The following is a 20,633-nucleotide window of genomic DNA, read 5'->3' on the forward strand; positions in this document are numbered from 1 at the left end:
ATTGTGAACAAAGTAAAGGAGCATAAAGACAAATTAATTACGGAAAAAGGTAAACCTCTACAAGCCTATGACGAGGCCGACTACGAGGCACTGGTTAATACCGTTAGAAATTATGAAGAAAGAATCAAGAAGATTGAGGACAGTCCATATTGGAAAATGTACTTGTTCTTTACCAAAACAAAGCTCATCCTTACAAGCGAGAGTTATTTGAAAGGGGACAAATGGAAGTTTATACAGCGCTTACGTTTTTTATGCTCCAAACATGGTTTGTTTTTGATTGGCAAATTCTTCAAACAACTTTTTACACTTATTTTTGGTAGAGTAAACTCCTTTATTGGATTTGGAAAAGGATATGAACCCATTAACTACGAAACATTTAAACAAAAGAACTTTCCAAGAGAAAGTGATTTTGAATTGATGCAAGACAGTATCAAGCGTTTTAATATCAAGCCACACTTTTTCTTATTTGTAATCATCGACCGCATAAGTTTCAAACACCTAAACGCTTTTCTACAATCAATAGAACAACAGGTTTATTCAAATTTTGAAGTACATTTTGTTTTGCAAGACCCGAGTGAAATCATGACATACACGCTCGAAAAAATTACTGCTTCAGACTCTAGATTTAATTTTATAACAGAGGATAAAATCGTTCATTTTGATACTGATATAAAGAATCAATTCATTCTTTACACAAAACCGGATTGCATTCTTTCGTCACACTGTCTTTACCATTTTGCAAACAAGATTAACAATGATCGAGAATCTGATTTTTTCTATTCTGACAATGACTTCTTTGACAAAAACAATTATGAATCAACCCAAACCCCCTATTTTAAACCGGACTGGAGTCCTCACACATTACTTTCCAGAAATTATATAGGAGATTTTTTTGTGGTTAGTACCGAACTTTATAAAAGAACGAAGTTGCAATCACATTTTAATTTTTATAGCCTTGTTCTCAATCTGACTCAAAACGCCCAACAAATTGCCCATATTCAAAAGATTTTATACCACAAGAACAAAAGAAATATTACGAGCGAAGAGATTAAGGAAAACCACCAAGCACTCAACCACTTCTTAGCAGTCTATTATGAGAACAGTTATGCTAAATTATCCGAAACTGCCTTAGGATGTTTTACTCCGATGTTTAAGCTTAAACACACCCCGCTTGTTAGTATTATTATCCCGGCTAAAAACAAAAGTGCCGTTTTGCAAGAATGTATAGATTCCATTTTATCAATCACTACCTATACCAACTACGAAATTATTGTGGTGGACAATGGCAGCACTGAGAAGTCTTTTTTAAGCACATTGGCGCAATACGAATATAATCATCCTAACAAAATACGCTCAATTCGTTTAGACATCCCTTTCAACTATTCAATCTTAAATAATAAAGCTGCTAAAATTGCCAACGGAGATTATCTGCTTTTTTTGAATAATGACACTAAAGTATTCTCACCCAACTTGTTGGAAGAAATGCTCAGATTTGCTCAACTTGAAAATGCCGGTGCAGTAGGTGTGAAACTACTTTATCCCAACAATACAATACAGCATGCAGGTATAATTCTTTCGTTGGATGAAACAGGTGCACACATTTATTCAGGTGCACACAAAGACACTTCAGGATATTACAACAATGCAAGCTGTGTTACAAACTACGGAGCGGTTACCGGTGCTTGTATGATGGTATCAAAAGAAAAATTTCAAATGGTGGGTGGATTTGACGAAAAATTGGCAGTAGATTGCAATGATGTAGATTTATGTTGCAAACTCTATACAATAGGATATTTCAATATCTATATACCACATGTAAGTATGTACCACTACGAATGTTTGACTCGAGGAAATCCAATGTTAAGGACTCAAGCACTGATTCATCAAAACAATGAAAAGAATTACCTCTTAAATAAGTGGGATAAAATGATAAAGAATGACCCATTTTACAACGACAACCTGACTCGTATTTCCAAAAACTACGAAATTAAAAATGCCTGATAATAAAGACATTATATTTAGTTTTATTGTTCCCGTATATAATACGGGAGTGTATCTTGAAGAATGTCTGGACTCAATCATTGCACAAGATTTTGACTTAAATCGAATAGAAATCATTGTGGTTGACGACTGCTCCACTGATAAATCAACACAGGAATTTGTTTTAAAAATTAAAGACAGCGGCACTTTTAAAGGATTTCCTATTACAGTTATTATCAATGAGAAAAATAGTTGGCTTGCAGAAACTCGCAATGTAGGAGTCCGAAATTCAAAGGGTGAATTTATTGTGTGTTTGGACAGTGACGACATCATTGAGCCGGATTATCTTAAATATTGCTATATAGCCCATCAAGCATACCCAAAAGCATCTTGGGTTTATCCGAGTGTACGCAAGTTTGGTTATAGAAACAAGGTGGACATTGCCCCGTATTTTTCATCAAAAAACCTTTTTCTTCAGAATTACATGGTCGTAACCTCGCCCATTAAGCGAGAATTGTGGAATAAACTCAACGGTCAACGCACCAAAATACTTTTCAAAAACATTAAGATGTTGGAAGATTGGGACTTCTGGCAACGTGCTTTAAAGAAGAAACGATTTGGTGTTCCCATCAAGAAAGTACTTTTCAATTATCGGCAAAACATTCATTCATTATTAACGAGAACAGAAGAAGAAGGCAATTTGAGTATATTGCTTGCATACAGACAAAACTGGATGAGTATTTTCTTCCTTAGAGCATCACAAAATGCTTTTAAAGAAGACGACCTTAAATACGCGGGACATCAAGGCATTTTATCAAAGTTATTTATAAAGCTAATCTCTCTTACAACAGGGCGCAAACCCGGCACATTCTCTATTAAAGATGCTCTGCGCTATGTATTTGCCCCTTCGTTGCTTATCAAAAAGAGATTAGAGAGTGAACAAAAATTGACTAAAACACATAAAATGGCGGGTTTTAAATCCGGATTTCCATTAGAATTTGATAAAGACTTGCCTATCTGCAATGAATATAAGAAGACAGCTTTATGCACCCACTTTTGGTGGCATGTTGGTGGTGCGGAGAATATATTAGCTGATTATACTAAGGAAATCAAAGGACTTGGATACAGGGTTGTGGATGTGGCAATAGATTCCGAAGATGAAGCTAAGATTCTAAAAAATAATTTTTCTAAGATTGCAGACGAACAAATTGCACTTGATGAAATAGGCAATGGTCCATACCCGAAGTTGTTAGCTCTATGGGAAATTATCAAAATTGAAAAGCCTCGTATTATCTTGAATATGAGCAATCCATTTATTTATATCCTCAGTCCGTTAATCAAAGAAAAATTCCCCAATACAACTATTTATGACCTTTTACATTGCGAAGAATTTAACGACAATGGGTGGTTTGAAGCAGCTCATCACTTTCAAAAAAATATCGACAAAAGAATTGTTACAAGTGCATTTTGGAAAGATGTATTGATAAAAAAATACAAAGAAGAGTCCGCCAAAATTGAAGTTATTTACAATATGATAAACTATGATGCATTTGTAAAAGAACCTAAAAGCAGAGATGAGAAACTTAAAAAATATCACATTGACCCTAACAAGAAAATTATAGGCTTTTTGGGGAGATTTCATGAACAGAAAAGACCTGATATATTTGTAGAATTAGCTTATAAAATGCAGAATAACAACGATTTTCATTTTGTAATGACAGGTGATGGACCGATGCTTGAGGATTTATTGCCTACTATGAAATCTTTACCCAACTTAACCTATACGGGAGCTACAAAAAATCCGGAAAAATTCTTTACAATGTTTGACATTGCGATATTCCCAAGCCTCTTTGAGGGCTATCCTTTGGTAGGAATAGAATGTGCTCAGATTGGTCTCCCAATCATTGCCGCAGATATTGTAGGCTTTAATGAGATTATTACCAATGGAAAAGCTGGAATGCTATATGAAGTTAAAAGCGAAGAAGAAGATGTGGATAGTATCAGACAAATCCTGCTAAATGACTATGACACATTGCTGGAATTGGGCAAAAACGGACCTGATTTTGTCAATAAATTTCACAATAAGGAAGATATTATCAAAGACATACACAGGGTCTTTACTTTAAATTAAATGATGAAAACCCTGTTTTTACTTATGGTTGCAACTGCAACATTTGTTATGGGATGCACACAAAGCAAAAACAACTCAGAAAGCAATCCAGTTGCAGACTCCATCGAGTCTTATCAAAAATTTCTGGAACAATTTGAACAAGAGGTAAATAAATCCAATGCAAAAAATGCCGATACGGATGAATGGGAATCTGCCGCACAAAGTCTGTTTATAAACTCTCAAAATTATAATAATGAGATTCAACGTCATTGGAAACAGAATAAGACAGTAGAAACTTCTGAATTACTTGAACAATGGGCAGATGCAGAGTTGTTTTCCTATAAAATTGAAAGGCTAATACTCCAACATTGGCAGAATAAAGAGATTTCTGAACTCAAAGAATCTTTGGTAGATATCTCTGATGCAAGTAAAGTAATAGGAAAAACAGATGCAGAAATTCAAGCATTAAAAACCAAAATTGAATCACAAATAAACGAAAGCGAACAGATATTCAGTGGTGCAATCAACGATATTAGCATTCGAGAAACTGAATTGAAGGCTAATTACAAAATTCTGATTAAACCTTAATCCAAGTTAAGAACAGGAGGAACTTGATGCTTTTTAAACTCACTGCGTTTAACAAGTTGTACTACCCTTTGTACAACATCTGCATTGGTTCCGTTTGCAATAATCTGCTCAGGGGATTTGCATTCATCTATCAGTGATTTCAAGATTGAGTCTAAAATAGGATATGCCGGCAAAGAGTCTGAATCCTTTTGCCCATGACGCAACTCGGCACTGGGTTCTTTGTTGATTATATTAACAGGAATGACTTCTCGGTCTGAATTAAGAAAACGTGCAAGTTCATATACTTGCGTTTTATACAAACTACCAATAACAGAAACAGCACCACACAAATCTCCGTACAAAGTTCCATACCCTACAGACAATTCACTTTTGTTACTGGTATTGAGCAAAAGATGTCCCTTCTTGTTACTATAAGCCATGAGCAAATTAGCTCTTATTCGCGCTTGTAAATTTTCTTCAGTTGTATCAAAATGAGTTTCTCCATAAACCTCCTTTAAAACACCTAAGTACTCATGATATAAAGAGGAAATATTGATAATATGATAGGTATTACCCAAATTATTGCACAGCGTTATTGCATCTTCTACGGAACTTTTAGAAGAAAAAGCCGAAGGCATAATCAGTGCAACCACATTTTCAGCCCCCAAAGCGTTGCTTGCCAAGCTTTGCACCAAAGCCGAATCAATGCCACCGGAACTTCCTAAAACTGCTTTTGTAAAACCTGCTTGCTTAAAAAAAGATTTTAATCCGTTTTCTAAATCCGTTTTTAATTTTTCAACCATTGGGTTAAGCACCTAAAATAAAATACCTGCATGCAACGCAATAAAAGTATTATGAGCGGCAGCCTTTTTATCGGACAGAATATCATTAAGTCCATTGTTGAATCTGAGACTGGCAACAAATGCAGTATTGCCTGAAAAACGGTATTCCATACCGGCTCCTATGAAAGTAGCAATTCGGTAAAAACGAATATTGTCATTAAATTCAGTGAATTCTTGCTTTACATCATCATCTTCTCCTGAATTATTATTGAAATATTCTGTTGTCAGTTTATCATGCGAACCCACTCTTTCAGCCTTAAATTTAGCTTGAGTTCTGTATAAAATACCGGGTGAAATTCCAAATTGAGCAAACCATGTAAAATACCCAATTTCATTAATCTTCAATTTTAAAGAAATCGGAATTTCAACATAGGTAAGTTTAAATGTATGTTCAATATTTTCATAATTGAAAGAGTCTTTTTTGCTTAAAAAAGGAGCACTATTAGTAAGTTTAATGCGCGTTCTCAAATTAGTGCTAAGAAAATCAAAAGACAAGAAATAATTACTTTTGGATTTCACAAGGTTCCAATCGCCTGTAATACCAATCGAATATCCGAGTCCAAGTCCATTAGGAGATGCTGGTTTTAGTGCTCTTGAAGTCCAACCAAAATTGGCAGATCCTGTTAAACCTAACTGAAATGCTTTGTCCCCTTCGGCAGATTTGGCTGTGTAAGAAAAGCCCAACATTGTGAATGCGATCAAACATATTTTAAAATTTATCTTCCCTTTCATAATACAAATAGTTGAATAGACGTTTATTTTGCGCAAAATTCAGAAAAAAAAACCAATGCAGCGCACTATTTTAAAAAACTTAATTTTCCTTCTCTTCGCCCTGATAATATTAGGGGGGTGTAATAATGACCCACTCCAAATTAATGTTAAAAAAATAGATGCACCAGTGCATATTCAGCGATTTGAACAAGACTTTTACAAACTGAAAGAGCTTATTCACTCAGATGAGGAATTTGCAAAAGGTTTAGATAGTTTAAAAAAGAAATACGGAGCTTTTTATATTGATTGGATAGAAGCACCCGGCTTGATGGGAATAGGTTCAGCAGACGCGCCTGAAACAAAATTAGTTCTTAAAGAGATATTGGCTAGTCGAACTTTGGAGAGATTGATGAATATTATTGATGCACATTTCAAAGACTTTTCCAAACAAGAAAAACAATTAATCGATGCCTATAAACATTTTAAGTATTATTTCCCAAAAGAACCCATCCCGGATATTGTAACCTTTTTTTCAAATTTCAGTATGACCCTGAACCCTGTGGGACGTGGATATATTGGAATATCACTTGATATGCATTTGGGAGATACTTTTTATATGTACAAAAGCCTTCAACCTCCAATAGAAAACTATTTTCACAAACTACTTGTTCCGGAAAATATCACGGCAATGACATTACTTGCTCATGGAAATGACCTTTTTTATCAAACCAACCCGGATCACAGCTTTGCAGACAACATGTTCTATTGGGGCAAGCTACTTTATTTTACGGAAGCCATGATGCCTGATTTACCCAAACACTTCATCATTGGTTATACCAAGGATGAATACAAATTTTGTTTGGAAGAAGAAAAGAATATTTGGGATTACATCATTAAATCAGATGTTCTGTATTCCACAGAAAAACGGGAGTATTACAAGTTTTTCTCAGAAGGACCGTTCACGGTCGCCCAAGGTGTACCACCTAAAACACCTCCTATGCTGGGAAAATTTGCAGGCTGGCAAGCAGTCAGGGCATTTATGAAAAAAAATCCCAAGGTATCGCTGTCAGAACTTATGAAAATGACAGATGCCGAAACATTTCTCAGAAAAGTAAAATATAAGCCTTAGTTCATATTTATATTTGTGGTTCAAATGAAAATTACTTTTTTGGGGACAGGAACTTCGCAGGGCGTACCGGTAATTGCCTGCCCTTGTGATGTATGTAGTTCTGCAAACCAAAAAGATAACAGACTGAGAACCTCAATTAAAATCGAGATTAACGGGCAAACATTTGTAATAGACTCAGGACCTGATTTTCGCCAACAAATGCTAAGAAGCCATACCAAGCAATTGGATGCATTGATTTTTACCCACGAGCACAAAGACCACATAGCAGGGATGGATGATATCAGAGCATTTAACTATTTCTCGCAAAAAGCAATCGAGATTTATGCAACTGAGCGTGTGCAGCAGGCACTTAAACGTGAGTTTTACTATGTATTTTCAGACGAAAAATACCCCGGTATTCCCGAAGTAAATCTGAATACAATCAAAGAAAACGAACCTTTTTACATTGGCAATATTGAGTTTACACCCATTCAGGTGTTGCATTACTACTTACCGGTATTAGGGTTTCGTATTGGCGACTTTGTTTATATCACTGATGCAAACAAAATTGAACCTAAAGAAATGGAGAAAATAAAAGGCGCTAAAGTGTTGGTTCTAAACGCACTGAGAATACAAAAACACATCTCTCATTTCACGCTTGATGAAGCGATTGAAATAGCGCGGAAAGTAGGGGCGCAACAAACCTACTTAACCCATATTAGCCATCAACTTGGGTTGCATGATATAGTACAAAAAGAACTCCCAGAAGGAATTCATCTTGCACATGACGGGCTAGAACTCATGATCAGCTAAAGTTTAACAAAAAACCAAACTGTTAATTCTTCACATCTACACGTGTAACCTTCATAAACTTGTGTCGCACAACAATATTGCTGATTAATTCATCCAGGTGTTTTGTATCGGTAATATATAAAAGTAGCCTCCCTTCAAATGTGCCGGCATTAGATTCTACTGTGATGGATTTAATATTAACCTTCATGGCTTTGGAAATAATGTCTGTCAGGCTGCTCAACACCCCCACATCATCTATCCCTTCAATTTTAAGCCCCACCAAAAACTGCTTTTCACTGCGCTGATATTGTGCTTCCCACTCTGCTTTTATAACCCGATAGCCATAGTTAGACATGAGTGCAATACCGTTCGAACAATTTGTTCTGTGAATCTTAATCCCCTCTCCTACAGTTACAAATCCAAAAATATCATCTCCCGGAATAGGGTTACAGCATTGAGCCAACTTGTATTCTAATTCTGGTGTATCACCAACAATTATGTTTGTATTCTTATCCGGAAATGTAACAATGGGGGCAATTATTTCAACCTTTGCTTGCTTATGTTTGGTTTTTTTGGCGAGATTTTTCTTCAGATCAATTTCATCTTTGGAAATAAGTCCCAGCCCAACGGAAGCAAATAGGTCTGTCGCAGAATGCAACTTAAAAATGTCAACCAATCTATTAATATGTTCATCAGAGAAGGTAATCTTAGCCGTTTTGAACTTCCTTTTCAGAATTTCTTTACCATGCTCAGCATCCCTTTTCTTTGCATCATTAAAATAGTCCTTGAGTTTGTTTTTCGCCTTACCCGAAACCAGATATCCAAACCATTCCTCTTTAGGAACTTGTTTGTCAGATGTCAGAATCTCAACTTGATCGCCATTGGCAAGCGGTGTTTTGAGTTGTACTAATTTATTGTTGACTTTAGCTCCAATACATTTGATTCCAATTTCAGAATGTATTTCAAAAGCAAAATCAAGAGCGGTGGAACCTGCGGGCATTTTACGAAGTTCTCCTCTGGGTGTAAAAACAAATATTTCTTCTTCAAGTAACTGACTCTTAAACTGATCCAAAAAATCAAGCGCGTTGGGACCCGGATTTTCCAACACATCCTTGACCCTTAAGAGCCATTCATCTAATCCTCTGCCTCCCTCCTTCTCTGCACCTTGATTTTTATATTTCCAATGTGCAGCATACCCTTGTTCTGCCACCTCATCCATGCGGGTAGAACGAATTTGCACTTCCACCCATTGGCCTCCCGGACCCATGACAGTTGTATGCAAAGACTCATAGCCATTGCTTTTGGGTTGTGAAATCCAGTCGCGCAAGCGCGTAGGATTTGGATAGTAAATATCTGTAACAAAGGAATAAACCTTCCAACAATCTGCTTTTTCATTGGTAGGGTTGGTATCAATAATGATGCGAACAGCAAACAAATCGTAAACCTCTTCAAAAGGCACTTGTTGCTTCTCCATCTTGTGCAGAATACTATAAACTGACTTAACCCTTCCCTTTACCTCATATTTCACTCCGTGTTTGTCGAGTACAGTCTTGATTGGATCAGCAAACTTCCTCATATATCTATCACGCGAAGCTTTTGTATCACGGAGTTTAGTAGTTATTTCATTGTACTTTTGTCTTTCTGTGAATTTAACCGCTAAATCCTCAAGTTCTGTTTTCATGGCATATAACCCCAATCTGTGTGCGAGTGGCGCATAAAAAAACAAGGTTTCTGAGGCAATTTTCAACTGATTTTTACGCGACATTGATTCCAAAGTCCGCATATTATGCAGTCTGTCACAAAGCTTAATAATAATTACCCTGACATCTTTTGAAAGGGTGAGCAGCATTTTACGGAAATTCTCCGCTTGCATGGAATCCGCATAATCAAAGACACCGGATATCTTGGTTAACCCATCAACAATCTGAGCAACTTTTTTCCCAAATTTCTTCTCAATATATTCCAAAGAATAATCGCTGTCTTCCACCACGTCATGTATGAGTGCACATGCAATTGAAGTTGCTCCTAAACCAATCTCTTTGGCTGCTATCCTTGCAACTTCAATAGGATGAAAAATATAAGGAACCCCTGACTTTCGCCTAACTCCTCTGTGAGCATCAAGTGCAAGGTTAAAGGCTTCTCTAATGAGTTTTTTATCTTCCTTTTTCAAGGGAAACCTGATAGAACGCAGCAGTCTCCTATAACGATTGATAATTTCCTTATTTTCAAGATCTTCTTGATTAAGTTTTGAGGTAACCGTCTCACTAATTTCTTTCGACATAGATTCTATCTTATATACCTGCAAAACTAACAAATACAAAAAGTGATTTAAGTTTATTTATCCCAAACGGAGACAAAATTTGACACAGAAACTCAACACAAATAATTTTTCAATTTGAATGAATATTGACATCAAAACACATATATTTGCACCCCTCAAAAAAAGAGTTCTTGATTTTAACAAATGCGGATGTGGCGAAACTGGTAGACGCACTAGACTTAGGATCTAGTGGGGCGACCCGTGGGGGTTCGATTCCCTTCATCCGCACTCTTTTTAATTAATTTAATTTATTAAATATAATCCGTGAATATTCAATTTCAAAAAAATGATGACTTGTCAGCGAAACTGACCGTTACTTTTACTCCCGAAGACTATCAACCTAAGGTTGAAGAACAACTTAAAAAACAGCAAAAAAAGGTATCCATTAAAGGGTTCAGACCCGGCAAAGCCCCTATGGGGATGGTAAAAAAGATGTATGGTGAATCTGTACTCATCAACGAGATAAACGAATTGACCAACCAATCCATTAACAATTACCTAAAAGATAACAACATTGAAATTCTGGCACGTCCAATTGAGTCACAAGACCAACAAGCTCTTGACTTTGCCAATCCAACAGACTTTACTTTATCATTTGATATTGGTTTAGCACCTGCTGTGTCATTAAATATTTCAGACAAAGATGTTGTAAAAAGATATAAAATTAAATTACAAGATAGTGAGCTCGAGGACGAAATCAAATATTTGACTGAGCGCTTTGGAGATATGACAGACAAAGACGTGGTTGAAGCTGACGACCTCATTTATGCTGCTGTCAACGAACTTGGTGATGATGGCAAACACCTTGAAAGTGGAATTCACCATAAACATATTTCTTTTTCATTGAAAAATATTGAAGATGAAGAGACTCAAAAACTCTTATTAGGCAAAAAGAAAGATGACGTTTTCACTATAGATTTATTCAAAGTTTATAAAAATGACAAAGCAATGCTTGCACGCACACTTGAAGTAAGCGAAGACATAGTAAACGACTTGAACCCTGTATTCGAACTCGAAATCCATGAAATCAAAACACATCAGGCTGCTGAGGTAAATCAGGCTTTGTTTGACAAAGTATTCCCCAACAGCGGAATCAATGATGAAACAAGTTTCAGAGCAAAATTATCCGAAAATATGGCGGAATACTATGCCGAAGAAGCAGAGCAACTTTTTGAACATTATTTAGATAAAAAACTGGATGAAAACCATCCTCTTACGCTTCCTGACAACTTTTTGAAAAGATGGCTAATGGAGAGCAAAGAAGGCGAATACAACGAAAGTAATATCGAAGAAAGGTACAGCCAAGAAGCTTTCGCTTTGCGTAGAATGTTGGTGCGCGAAAAAATTGCTGCAGAACACAAAATCGAAATTGCACCCGAAGAACTTGAAGACACTGCTATTGCATACTCTATTGGACTGTTCAGACAGTATGGTATTCCAAATGCGACCGCAGACATGGTAAAAGATTATGCAATGAAGCAAATGAAAGAATATGCATTTGTACAAAAAATGCATGACATTGCGCAAAGAAGAAAAGTAACCAATAAACTCAAAGAGATTGTTACAATTCAAGAAGAAGAAATCGGAAAAGAAGATTTTTACAAAAAAGTAAACGAACAAAGAGGCAACGAAACGGCTACTGCCTAAACCTTACTGAATCATTCGCAAAACCCTATACTTAGGGTAAGTTGGGCTATTGAAGAATTCAATAGATGCAGGGTCAATTGTAATCTTGCTAACTCTTGAAGTATTACGACTTGTAAACAGACCTAATCCATTTTCAATGTTGCTATAATCGGTTTGCTTTTGAACAATACCAATCGAAGGCGTTGATGCTGCAACATAGTCAGACAAGTCTTGCGAAGCACTAATGAGGATAAAATCCGTGCGCACGATTCTTCTTTGAATAGCAGGGTCAGTATTAAAAACTCCATTATCCATATTCCCCAAAAAGAAATCAAAAAATCCCACACCGGGAACAACTGTTATACAGTTTGCAGGCAAATAAGGAGCCCCGGACTCATTCACAATATTTGAAGCAAAACGCCATGTGATTTTCTTGATAGTAGTTTGAGTGGTATCTGATTCAGGAAATTCGGCAACCCAAAACTCAAAAAAGGCATCTTGTGATTTTGCATGTAAACCATTCACAAAGCGTAGATTGATATTGAGTTTTGGCGAAACTGACCAAAAAGGATTGGCATTAGAAACAGGGTAATTAATCACCGGTCTTTCAACAATTACTGTTCTACCGGTTGCACTATAGCCCGTCTTATTGTCTTTTATCCACAAACGATAGGAATATTTAGGAAAAATAGAATCATGTGATGCATAAATAATATTGGAACTATTTTGAAAAAAACCTGAATCTTTAGGAATAGAATCAGTAGGGTGAAAAATAATTTCGCGTCCTGTCTGTTCCTCCACTAATTTCACAGTGGCATCTTCAAAATACAGCGAATCTTTGATTTGCGCCACTTGATGTGCGCTAGCATTAGGGTTTAAAAATGTTCTGCCAATTTTCAGATATTGTGTTTGCTGACTTAAATCAAGCAATCCATAAACCACAGCCTGTTCTTTGTATTCTGTAAAAACGTCTATTTCATTATTACAAGATTGTTGCGAAAAAGTTACGAATAGAATAATAATCACTCCAAAGCACTTCCCCACAATCTTTGATATTAAGTTTAAACTCAATGTGATTGATTTTACTACTTTTGCCATACGCTTAAACGAAGCGCAAATATGAGACTTTTTAAATTCATCTTACTTGCTTTTATACCAACGAGCCTGTTTAGTCAGGAAGTGGCAAATGATTTTACCAAAATTCTGTTTAAAGATGATTTTACTTCTACTAAAAATGACGTATGGACACAAACCTACAACATCGACAACTTGTTTGTCAAACAAGCCAACAGCTTTGATTTAGTCAGAAAAAATCCGCAACTCGGGTACTTTGTAATTCCGAACCTTAACGAGAAATATTCTTCTTATGAAATTAAAGCCGGCTTTACACTGATAAAATTAAACCGCAAAAACGCTTCAGCCGGGCTTCTACTCATGGCTGATAAAGATAAATCATCAGGCATTTTGGTTGAAGTAAATCAAAAACGACAATACAGAATCAGCCGAGTGTACCCCGACAGAATAGTCCCTATATCCAAAGGCAAAGACGGATGGGTTAATAATTCATTCGCTGTAACCAAAGATTACAATGAAATTTTAGTCAGAACAAGCAACAAGGTCTATGACTTGTATATCAACCAAAAGTTTATTACATCTTTTTCCGAAATCGAACTTGCCAAAGGCTCATTTGGATTATATATAGGTCCTACATCGCGTGCTTCGTTCAAATTTGTAGAACTGCTGGGTGAAGACGCAATCAAACAGCAACCCAAGATTGACCCAAATGCAAGTCCGGAAGATGTAGCACTTTCACAGATTATAATTCAACTCAGAAATGATTTAGCAAAGAAAGATGCCGAGATTGAAGAACTGCGCACAAAACTTAAGAATTGCAATGGCTCTATACCGTCAAACACGCCTCAAAACTATGGTCCCGACACAGCACTCATTAATAGAAATAGGGAGCTGAACGCCAAAGTCAGAGACATGAGCAATGAGAATGATATCTTAAAAGCCGAATTGCTCAAAGCAAAAGCCGAGATGGCACGGTTGCAAAAATTCAAAGACGAAATACAAACCCAACAAAGCGGTGATATTGTTATTAACCTTACCAATTTGGTTACAACACAAAAAGATAAAATTACCGAATTGGAAACCAAATCCAATCAGTTGCAAGAAGAAAACAATCTTATCAAAAATGACAATACAGTTCTCTCAAACCAAATAATGAAGCGCGATCAAAGGATTACAAAACTCGAAGAAAAAAATCACGAATTGGATTCCATCAACAACAAATACAGAGAAATTTTAATGCGCTTCAATATTGACCCGAACAACCCTGTTGCTCCTGTAATAGAGAACAAAGACAACAATACAAACCAAGATATTCCGCCAAGCAAAGAGACCATTGAGCAAGACTATATCAATCAACTGATTGAAAAAGAAAGAGAAGAAAAGAAGAGGAAAGAGGAAGAGGAAAGAAAGCGCAATGGAAATTAACAATGAAGCAGATTTTTAAAGTAGGCGACAAAAAATTCTTTTCCAAAACAATCACAGAGGCTGACACAGCTGCATTTGACAACGGTCAAGTGCATCCGGTGTATTCAACATTTGCTTTGGGTAGAGATGCAGAATGGGTCTGTCGCACATTTGTTCTTGAAATGAAAGAAGAAAACGAAGAAGGAATTGGAACTTCTTTGTCCATACAACACCTATCCCCTGCCCTGACGGGTCAAATCATAGAGTTTGAAGCCGAAATTTACGAAATAACCGGCAACTCAATTCAATGTAAATACACCGCACGAGTTGGGGAGCGAATAATTGCAACCGGAACTCAAGGACAAAAAATCCTGACCAAAGTCAAGATTGAACAACTTTTTAAATCATTGAAATAGCAAGCACTTATGTCCAATCTGAATATAGTCAATAAAAAAGCAGGGTTTAATTATGCATTGGAACAGAAATATACTGCCGGCATGGCGCTGACCGGAACTGAAGTAAAATCAATCAGACAAAGTAATGCTTCTATTTCTGAAGCCTATTGCGTGATTGAAGGAAATGAACTTTTCATTAAAAACATGCATATTTCTGAGTGGAAATTTGGCAGTTATCTCAACCACGAACCATTGCGAACCCGTAAACTTCTGCTCACAAAAAAAGAACTTCGCAAACTCAAAAGAGGGATTGAGACTGAAGGCTACGCAATCATTCCAATAAGAGTTTTCTTGAGTGATAGAGGACTTATCAAAATCGAGATTGCATTAGCCAAAGGTAAAAAATTGTTTGACAAAAGAGAAGACATCAAGAAAAAAGATCTGGAACGAGAGACCAAACGCAAGTTCTGAGAATAACACTATTTTTGTTCCATGCGCCACAACAGAAAAATACTACTGGGAATATTTATCATCTTCCTTTCCGGAGTGGCAAATGCGCAAATCATTAGAACACAATACATCGCAATTCAAGGAGGGGTATTAGATTTTTCCTCTCGCTGGCTGAACAATCCCTATTCATACAATAAACGTATATCTGCATTGAGCCAAATAGAATACGGCTATCCTTTGTCAAAATATTTCAGCACTTATGCTAATGTATCCTTAGGACATCTCAAAAACATGGGAACAAACTTCCCGTCCGAGATTGGGTCTGATTTTTTTAGAATAGGTGCCGGGCTGCTTCTCAACCCCAATAACGGTACTTTTTTTCTGAGTGAGCATCCAAAAACGATTGAGCCTTATGGGATTGTGGGTTATAATTTTGATGTCATAGGCAAAAACCCTCAAGCCAATTTAAACCGAATGATTTCCAGTGTTTGCTTTGGAGTTGGTTGTTGGATTTTGATTGCAGATAGGTTATGCGTGGGTTATCGCTATACTCTCAACCAAAAACTTGGGCAAGATTACAGAACCTTCAATCAACACACAATGGGTTTCTTGATTGGATTAAATAGTTTTATTCAAGAAGTGAAACAAACTCCTATTAAACTTGAACACGAGAACACATATTAAGACTGAAGATAACTTACATGAAATCACCAAAAAGAATCAATTCCATAGCTCTTAAGGCTTAATTTCGACTTCACCAATGAGAATAGACATCATAACCGTACTTCCTGAATTGCTGCAGAGTCCTTTTAACCACTCCATCATACAAAGAGCAAAGGACAAAGGGCTAGTTGAGATTCACATCCATGCACTCCGAGACTATGCCGACAATAAATACAAGCAAGTTGACGACTATCCCTATGGCGGAGGTGCAGGAATGGTCATCATGCCCTCTCCCTTAGCAAAATGCATAGAAAAACTCAAAGCCGAAAGAAGTTATGATGAAATAATTTTCCTAACCCCGGACGGATTGCCTGCCAAGCAAAAATTAGTAAACACGCTCTCACTGACAGAAAACTTACTCATCATCAGTGGACACTACAAAGGAATTGACCAAAGAATCCGTGACAAATATGTTACACTTGAAATTAGTATTGGAGATTTTGTGGTTACCGGAGGCGAGATTCCGACTGCTTTGTTGGTGGACGGTATTGTCCGACTGATTCCGGGCGTAATCAGCAATGAAGAAAGTGCATTATCAGACAGTTTTCAGGATGGTCTATTGGCACCTCCGGTATATACACGCCCTGCGGAGTTCGAAGGAATGAAAGTGCCCGATGTGCTATTGTCAGGCAATTTCAAAGAGATTGAAAACTGGCGATTGGAACAAGCTGAAAAACGAACACAAGAAAAAAGACCTGACCTTTTTAATTAGCAAACTTTTTTTCATTGCATAAAAAATGCAACATGTTTGGGGTGGTGTATCCCGCCTAATCTACAAGTTCGTGCAAGCAATTTAAAACAGAATTCAGTTGTTAATTAACTTAGCGAATTATTAATTGTTCCGCTATTTTTGTTCCGTGAATATTCAATTAAAAAGAAATCTGGTCGTATTGGACATTGAGAGTACAGGAGTGAATTTTATAAAAGACAAAATTGTCGAACTATTTTTGCTAAAAATAAAACCGAATGGCGAACAAGAAGAATATCTGCAAAGGTTTAATCCTCAGGTATTGATGACAGAAGATGTGATTGCTATCCACGGCATAACCAATGAAATGGTAGCCAACGAACCTGTATTTGCAGAACGCGCAAAAGAAATAATGACTTTTATCGGAGATGCAGACTTGGCAGGTTTTAATTCAGACAAATTTGATATTCCCATGCTCATGGAAGAATTGGGTAGAGCCGGTATTGATTTGATGATTGAAAAGCGCAAGACTATTGATGTACAAAGAATTTTCCATAAAATGGAACCGCGCAATCTGGCTGCTGCCTATCAATTTTATTGTAATAAAGAATTGGACGGGGCGCACTCAGCCAATGCAGATACACGCGCAACATGGGAAATATTAGAGGCACAAATTGAAAAATACAATTCACTTGCCAAAACAGTAGCGGGGCTTTCCGAATTTACATCTAATGGCGAGACGCTGGATTTATCCGGCAGGGTAACCTATAACAGCAAAAGGATTCCCGTTTTTAACTTCGGAAAATACAAAGGGTTCGCAGTTAAGGAGGTGTTTCAAAAAGAGCCATCTTATTTTGATTGGATTATGAACTCAGATTTTTCGATGCAGACAAAAAAGATTATCACCGCCCTTCGTCTGGAAATGATGAATGAAGGAAATACAAGCAAATAATTTATGACAAAGGCTAAACGTGGATTATGCATTATCTATGAGGATGAAAATTACTTGGTGATAGACAAACCTTCCGGTGTGGCGAGTTTGGATGAACATGTTTTTACGACACCATCTATTTTGCGCCTGCTCAAATCTCAATTTCCTGATGCACAACTTTGTCATAGATTAGACAAAGAAACGTCCGGATGTCTGTTGGCATCTAAACACAACGCTGCCTATCGCCATGCTGCCGTACTATTTGAAAAAAGATTGGTGGAAAAGACTTATACCGCTATTTGCAACGGTTCAAGCAATTTTGAAAACCTATGCATTGATTTACCCTTACAAACCTCATCCAAAAGGGTAAAAGTATCACACCGATACGGGAAACCTGCTCAGACGATAGTCAATACGACAGAGCATTTTAAACATTTCAGCGTTGTAGAATGCAAACCCCTAAGCGGACGAACTCACCAAATCAGAGTACATCTTGCCGAACAGCATACGCCAATTATCAATGACAGTCTTTATGGTGGCACGCCACCCTTGTTATCCAAAATCAAACGCCATTTTCAACTATCCAAAGGCGAAGAATCAGAAAGCCCCATCATAGAACGCATTGCATTGCATGCTTCGGGCTTGTCGTTTGACAGTATTGACGGTAAAAGATTAGAAATTAAATGCCCGCTGAGCAAAGACTTAGATGCATTACTTAAGATTTTGAGGCGATACGATAGTGCTTAAGACTTTATCAATCTATCAAGTCTTCTGCCTTGGCAATGAGTTCTGCAATATCAATGACTTGCATATTATTTTCCTGACCGCAAGCTTTGACACCGTCTTGCAGCATAATCATACAAAAGGGGCAGTTTGATGCCACAATTTTGGCTTCGGTTTCAATAGCTTGTTCAATTCGAGCAGTATTGATTTCCTTTTTCCCTTTTTCAGACTCTTTGAAAACCTGCGCTCCCCCTGCACCGCAGCACATCCCTTTGCTTCTACATGTTTTCATTTCGACCAAGTCTGCTTCCATAGCAGCAATCACTTCTCGGGGTGCTTCATAAACATCATTACCTCTGCCGAGATAACAGCTATCATGATAGGTAATTTTTTTACCTTTATAAAAACCTCCCTTTATTTTGAGCCGTCCTTCATTGATAAGGCTTTGCAGAAATTGCATATGGTGAAGTACTTCATAATTACCTCCTAATTCGGGGTATTCATTTTTTATGGTGTTAAAGCAGTGAGGACAAGTTGCAACAATTTTCTCGACACCATATCCATTCAACACAGCAATATTATTATTTGCTTGCATCTGAAACAGGAATTCATTTCCAGCTCTTTTTGCAGGGTCTCCTGTACAACTTTCTTCGTTACCTAAGACCGCAAACTTAACTCCTGCATAATCCAATATTTTGGCAAAAGCTTTTGTTACACGTTGTGCTCTTTGGTCAAAACTACCGGCACATCCCACCCAAAAAAGGATTTCGGGGGTTTCACCGGCAGCTATATAATCGGCATAAGTTCTTACTTTCATTTTTTCTAAATTTGATTTTCTTCTTTATTACTTTCTTTTTCCAGGTCTAAAGCCCAATTACCTCTCTCACTCTGTGCAAACTGCCAGGGCGCACCATTGTTTTCAATATTGCTGAACATCATATTCCACTCTTGCGGAGCGTTAGATTGTTCCATCACAAGATATTGCCTCATGTTCACAATAATTTCCATGGGGTTGATATTTACCGGACACACCTCCACACACGCATTGCAAGTGGTACAAGCCAGCAATTCTTCGCGGGTAATATAGGTATGCAAATCTTTTGGTTCTGCAGGTTCAGGCATAGCACCAGCTCTAATTTTGCCAACTTCTTCTAACCTGTCGCGAGTGTCCATCATGACTTTGCGAGGCGAGAGCAATTTACCTGTTGTGTTTGCCGGACAAACCGAAGTACACCTGCCACATTCCGTACAGGAATATGCATCCAACAAGTTTTTCCATGTTAAATCTTCTACATCTTTCACCCCAAATCTGGGATTTTCAACCGCGGGAGGGGTAAAAGAAGGATCCATCATGGCTTTGACCTCATTGGCAACAAGCGGGTTATTTTGAAACTTTGCTTTGGGGTTAAGATTGGTAAAATAAGTATTGGGGAACGCCAAGATGATATGCAAATGTTTGCTGTAAGGCACATAATTAAGAAACCACAGAATGCCTGCAAAATGAAACCACCAAGCTGCCTGCATCCACATATATGCAGTTGATTCGCTCATGTTTTGGAACAAAGGATATATGAAACCACTCACGGGCATATTGGCATCCTGTTGGAAATGCCGGTCTGCAGCATTCATCACCAAAAGAGCAGTCATTAACACAATCTCTACCACCAATATAACATTGGCATCAAAAAAAGGCCATCCTTTGAGTTCAGGCGACTGAAAGCGATAGATTTTCATAGCATTTCTTCTGAATAAGAAAATGATGCAAGAGATAATCACAAGCAGCCCGAGTATTTCGAAAAAACCGATTGAGAAATCATATAATCCACCCAAAACCGGTCTGAACACCCTGTGTGTACCGGCAATTCCATCAATAATAATTTCAGCAACTTCAATATTAATTAACACAAATCCGAGATATACAAAGATGTGCAAAATACCCGCAATGGGTTTTATTTTGGTCATTTTGCCCTGACCTACTGCAAACCTGAGCATGTTTTTCCAACGTTGAGGTTTATTATCCGTGAGGTCAATATCTTTTCCGATTTGAATATTACGCCTGATTCGGCTGATGCTCTTGTAGAAGAAATAAACCCCTACTCCAAGAACAATGATGAATACAATTTGAGCTATAAAGTCCATGTGGAATTATTTTGGGTTCAATAATAGAAAAAAAATCCGCTCACGCTGAG

Annotated in this window: 19 protein-coding genes and 1 tRNA gene; 14 read left to right on the forward strand and 6 right to left on the reverse strand. The window is 37.3% G+C overall.

Annotation, left to right across the window (positions count from 1 at the left end):
- The first annotated feature begins 3 nt into the window (after window positions 1-3).
- Genes M9892_00520 through M9892_00530 form a run of 3 tightly spaced genes read left to right on the forward strand, consistent with a single transcriptional unit; the run spans window position 4 to window position 4,678 of the window.
- On the forward strand, window positions 4-2,001 hold the full coding sequence (locus M9892_00520) for a glycosyltransferase family 2 protein (GenBank protein MCO5252833.1): 1,998 nt from the start codon (window positions 4-6) through the stop codon (window positions 1,999-2,001).
- Window positions 1,994-4,111 (forward strand): glycosyltransferase, encoded by a 2,118-nt coding sequence (locus M9892_00525; GenBank protein ID MCO5252834.1) that lies wholly within the window; start codon window positions 1,994-1,996, stop codon window positions 4,109-4,111. The genes M9892_00520 and M9892_00525 overlap by 8 nt, the downstream gene beginning before the upstream one ends.
- Entirely contained in the window at window positions 4,112-4,678 is a 567-nt protein-coding gene (locus tag M9892_00530) for a hypothetical protein (GenBank protein ID MCO5252835.1), read from the forward strand.
- Here M9892_00530 and nadE read toward each other — a convergent pair.
- Window positions 4,675-5,460 (reverse strand): NAD(+) synthase, encoded by a 786-nt coding sequence (gene nadE, locus M9892_00535; GenBank protein MCO5252836.1) that lies wholly within the window; start codon window positions 5,458-5,460, stop codon window positions 4,675-4,677. The genes M9892_00530 and nadE overlap by 4 nt on opposite strands.
- A gap of 12 nt (window positions 5,461-5,472) precedes the next feature.
- Window positions 5,473-6,186, reverse strand: a complete 714-nt coding sequence (locus M9892_00540; protein ID MCO5252837.1) for a PorT family protein — start codon at window positions 6,184-6,186, stop codon at window positions 5,473-5,475.
- Window positions 6,187-6,286: 100 nt separating this feature from the next.
- On the opposite strand from M9892_00540, the gene M9892_00545 reads away from it, so the two are divergent.
- Together M9892_00545 and M9892_00550 are read left to right on the forward strand one after the other, a co-directional pair.
- Window positions 6,287-7,339, forward strand: coding sequence for a hypothetical protein (locus M9892_00545; protein ID MCO5252838.1), 1,053 nt, complete (start codon window positions 6,287-6,289; stop codon window positions 7,337-7,339).
- A gap of 24 nt (window positions 7,340-7,363) precedes the next feature.
- Entirely contained in the window at window positions 7,364-8,131 is a 768-nt protein-coding gene (locus M9892_00550; GenBank protein MCO5252839.1) for an MBL fold metallo-hydrolase, read from the forward strand.
- Window positions 8,132-8,153: 22 nt separating this feature from the next.
- Here the strand turns inward: M9892_00550 and M9892_00555 are convergent, their stop codons facing one another.
- On the reverse strand, window positions 8,154-10,391 hold the full coding sequence (locus tag M9892_00555; GenBank protein MCO5252840.1) for a RelA/SpoT family protein: 2,238 nt from the start codon (window positions 10,389-10,391) through the stop codon (window positions 8,154-8,156).
- A 185-nt stretch (window positions 10,392-10,576) separates the two neighbouring features.
- Here M9892_00555 and M9892_00560 point away from each other — a divergent pair.
- Window positions 10,577-10,658, forward strand: a tRNA-Leu gene (locus M9892_00560).
- 36 nt (window positions 10,659-10,694) lie between these two features.
- The gene (locus M9892_00565; protein MCO5252841.1) at window positions 10,695-12,077 is read left to right on the forward strand and encodes a hypothetical protein; all 1,383 of its coding nucleotides are present in this window, start codon (window positions 10,695-10,697) and stop codon (window positions 12,075-12,077) included.
- Between the two features lie 3 nt (window positions 12,078-12,080).
- Here the strand turns inward: M9892_00565 and M9892_00570 are convergent, their stop codons facing one another.
- Window positions 12,081-13,154, reverse strand: a complete 1,074-nt coding sequence (locus tag M9892_00570; protein ID MCO5252842.1) for a hypothetical protein — start codon at window positions 13,152-13,154, stop codon at window positions 12,081-12,083.
- Between the two features lie 21 nt (window positions 13,155-13,175).
- Here M9892_00570 and M9892_00575 point away from each other — a divergent pair, with 21 nt between their 5' ends.
- The 7 genes from M9892_00575 (at window position 13,176) to M9892_00605 (ending at window position 18,468) form a co-directional block, all read left to right on the forward strand.
- Entirely contained in the window at window positions 13,176-14,555 is a 1,380-nt protein-coding gene (locus M9892_00575; protein MCO5252843.1) for a hypothetical protein, read from the forward strand.
- Window positions 14,556-14,557: 2 nt separating this feature from the next.
- Complete coding sequence (locus tag M9892_00580; GenBank protein MCO5252844.1) at window positions 14,558-14,950, forward strand: hypothetical protein; 393 nt, start codon at window positions 14,558-14,560, stop codon at window positions 14,948-14,950.
- Between the two features lie 9 nt (window positions 14,951-14,959).
- Window positions 14,960-15,400 carry an SsrA-binding protein gene (gene smpB / locus M9892_00585; GenBank protein ID MCO5252845.1) on the forward strand — a complete coding sequence of 147 codons (441 nt, stop codon included), beginning with the start codon at window positions 14,960-14,962 and terminating at the stop codon, window positions 15,398-15,400.
- A 21-nt stretch (window positions 15,401-15,421) separates the two neighbouring features.
- Window positions 15,422-16,063 (forward strand): hypothetical protein, encoded by a 642-nt coding sequence (locus tag M9892_00590; protein ID MCO5252846.1) that lies wholly within the window; start codon window positions 15,422-15,424, stop codon window positions 16,061-16,063.
- Window positions 16,064-16,139: 76 nt separating this feature from the next.
- A complete protein-coding gene (gene trmD / locus M9892_00595) occupies window positions 16,140-16,814 on the forward strand; it encodes a tRNA (guanosine(37)-N1)-methyltransferase TrmD (protein MCO5252847.1) in 675 nt (224 codons plus the stop codon).
- A 145-nt stretch (window positions 16,815-16,959) separates the two neighbouring features.
- Complete coding sequence (locus tag M9892_00600) at window positions 16,960-17,742, forward strand: 3'-5' exonuclease (protein MCO5252848.1); 783 nt, start codon at window positions 16,960-16,962, stop codon at window positions 17,740-17,742.
- Window positions 17,743-17,745: 3 nt separating this feature from the next.
- Window positions 17,746-18,468, forward strand: coding sequence for an RluA family pseudouridine synthase (locus M9892_00605; GenBank protein ID MCO5252849.1), 723 nt, complete (start codon window positions 17,746-17,748; stop codon window positions 18,466-18,468).
- 7 nt (window positions 18,469-18,475) lie between these two features.
- Here M9892_00605 and M9892_00610 read toward each other — a convergent pair whose 3' ends face one another.
- Both M9892_00610 and M9892_00615 read right to left on the reverse strand, forming a co-directional pair.
- A complete protein-coding gene (locus M9892_00610; protein MCO5252850.1) occupies window positions 18,476-19,261 on the reverse strand; it encodes a (Fe-S)-binding protein in 786 nt (261 codons plus the stop codon).
- A gap of 5 nt (window positions 19,262-19,266) precedes the next feature.
- Window positions 19,267-20,583 carry a (Fe-S)-binding protein gene (locus M9892_00615; GenBank protein MCO5252851.1) on the reverse strand — a complete coding sequence of 439 codons (1,317 nt, stop codon included), beginning with the start codon at window positions 20,581-20,583 and terminating at the stop codon, window positions 19,267-19,269.
- Window positions 20,584-20,633: the final 50 nt, after the last annotated feature.

Source organism: Bacteroidota bacterium, from assembly GCA_023957335.1.
GTDB lineage: Bacteria > Bacteroidota > Bacteroidia > NS11-12g > UBA955 > JALOAG01.

Coding starts and splice junctions, on each gene's coding strand:
- M9892_00525 (MCO5252834.1), top strand. CDS start 1,994: ATGCCTGATAATAAAGACATTATATTTAGTTTTATTGTTCCCGTATAT.
- M9892_00530 (MCO5252835.1), top strand. CDS start 4,112: ATGATGAAAACCCTGTTTTTACTTATGGTTGCAACTGCAACATTTGTT.
- nadE (MCO5252836.1), bottom strand. CDS start 5,460: ATGGTTGAAAAATTAAAAACGGATTTAGAAAACGGATTAAAATCTTTT.
- M9892_00540 (MCO5252837.1), bottom strand. CDS start 6,186: ATGTTGGGCTTTTCTTACACAGCCAAATCTGCCGAAGGGGACAAAGCA.
- M9892_00545 (MCO5252838.1), top strand. CDS start 6,287: ATGCAGCGCACTATTTTAAAAAACTTAATTTTCCTTCTCTTCGCCCTG.
- M9892_00550 (MCO5252839.1), top strand. CDS start 7,364: ATGAAAATTACTTTTTTGGGGACAGGAACTTCGCAGGGCGTACCGGTA.
- M9892_00555 (MCO5252840.1), bottom strand. CDS start 10,391: ATGTCGAAAGAAATTAGTGAGACGGTTACCTCAAAACTTAATCAAGAA.
- M9892_00570 (MCO5252842.1), bottom strand. CDS start 13,154: ATGGCAAAAGTAGTAAAATCAATCACATTGAGTTTAAACTTAATATCA.
- M9892_00575 (MCO5252843.1), top strand. CDS start 13,176: ATGAGACTTTTTAAATTCATCTTACTTGCTTTTATACCAACGAGCCTG.
- M9892_00580 (MCO5252844.1), top strand. CDS start 14,558: ATGAAGCAGATTTTTAAAGTAGGCGACAAAAAATTCTTTTCCAAAACA.
- smpB (MCO5252845.1), top strand. CDS start 14,960: ATGTCCAATCTGAATATAGTCAATAAAAAAGCAGGGTTTAATTATGCA.
- M9892_00590 (MCO5252846.1), top strand. CDS start 15,422: ATGCGCCACAACAGAAAAATACTACTGGGAATATTTATCATCTTCCTT.
- trmD (MCO5252847.1), top strand. CDS start 16,140: ATGAGAATAGACATCATAACCGTACTTCCTGAATTGCTGCAGAGTCCT.
- M9892_00605 (MCO5252849.1), top strand. CDS start 17,746: ATGACAAAGGCTAAACGTGGATTATGCATTATCTATGAGGATGAAAAT.
- M9892_00610 (MCO5252850.1), bottom strand. CDS start 19,261: ATGAAAGTAAGAACTTATGCCGATTATATAGCTGCCGGTGAAACCCCC.
- M9892_00615 (MCO5252851.1), bottom strand. CDS start 20,583: ATGGACTTTATAGCTCAAATTGTATTCATCATTGTTCTTGGAGTAGGG.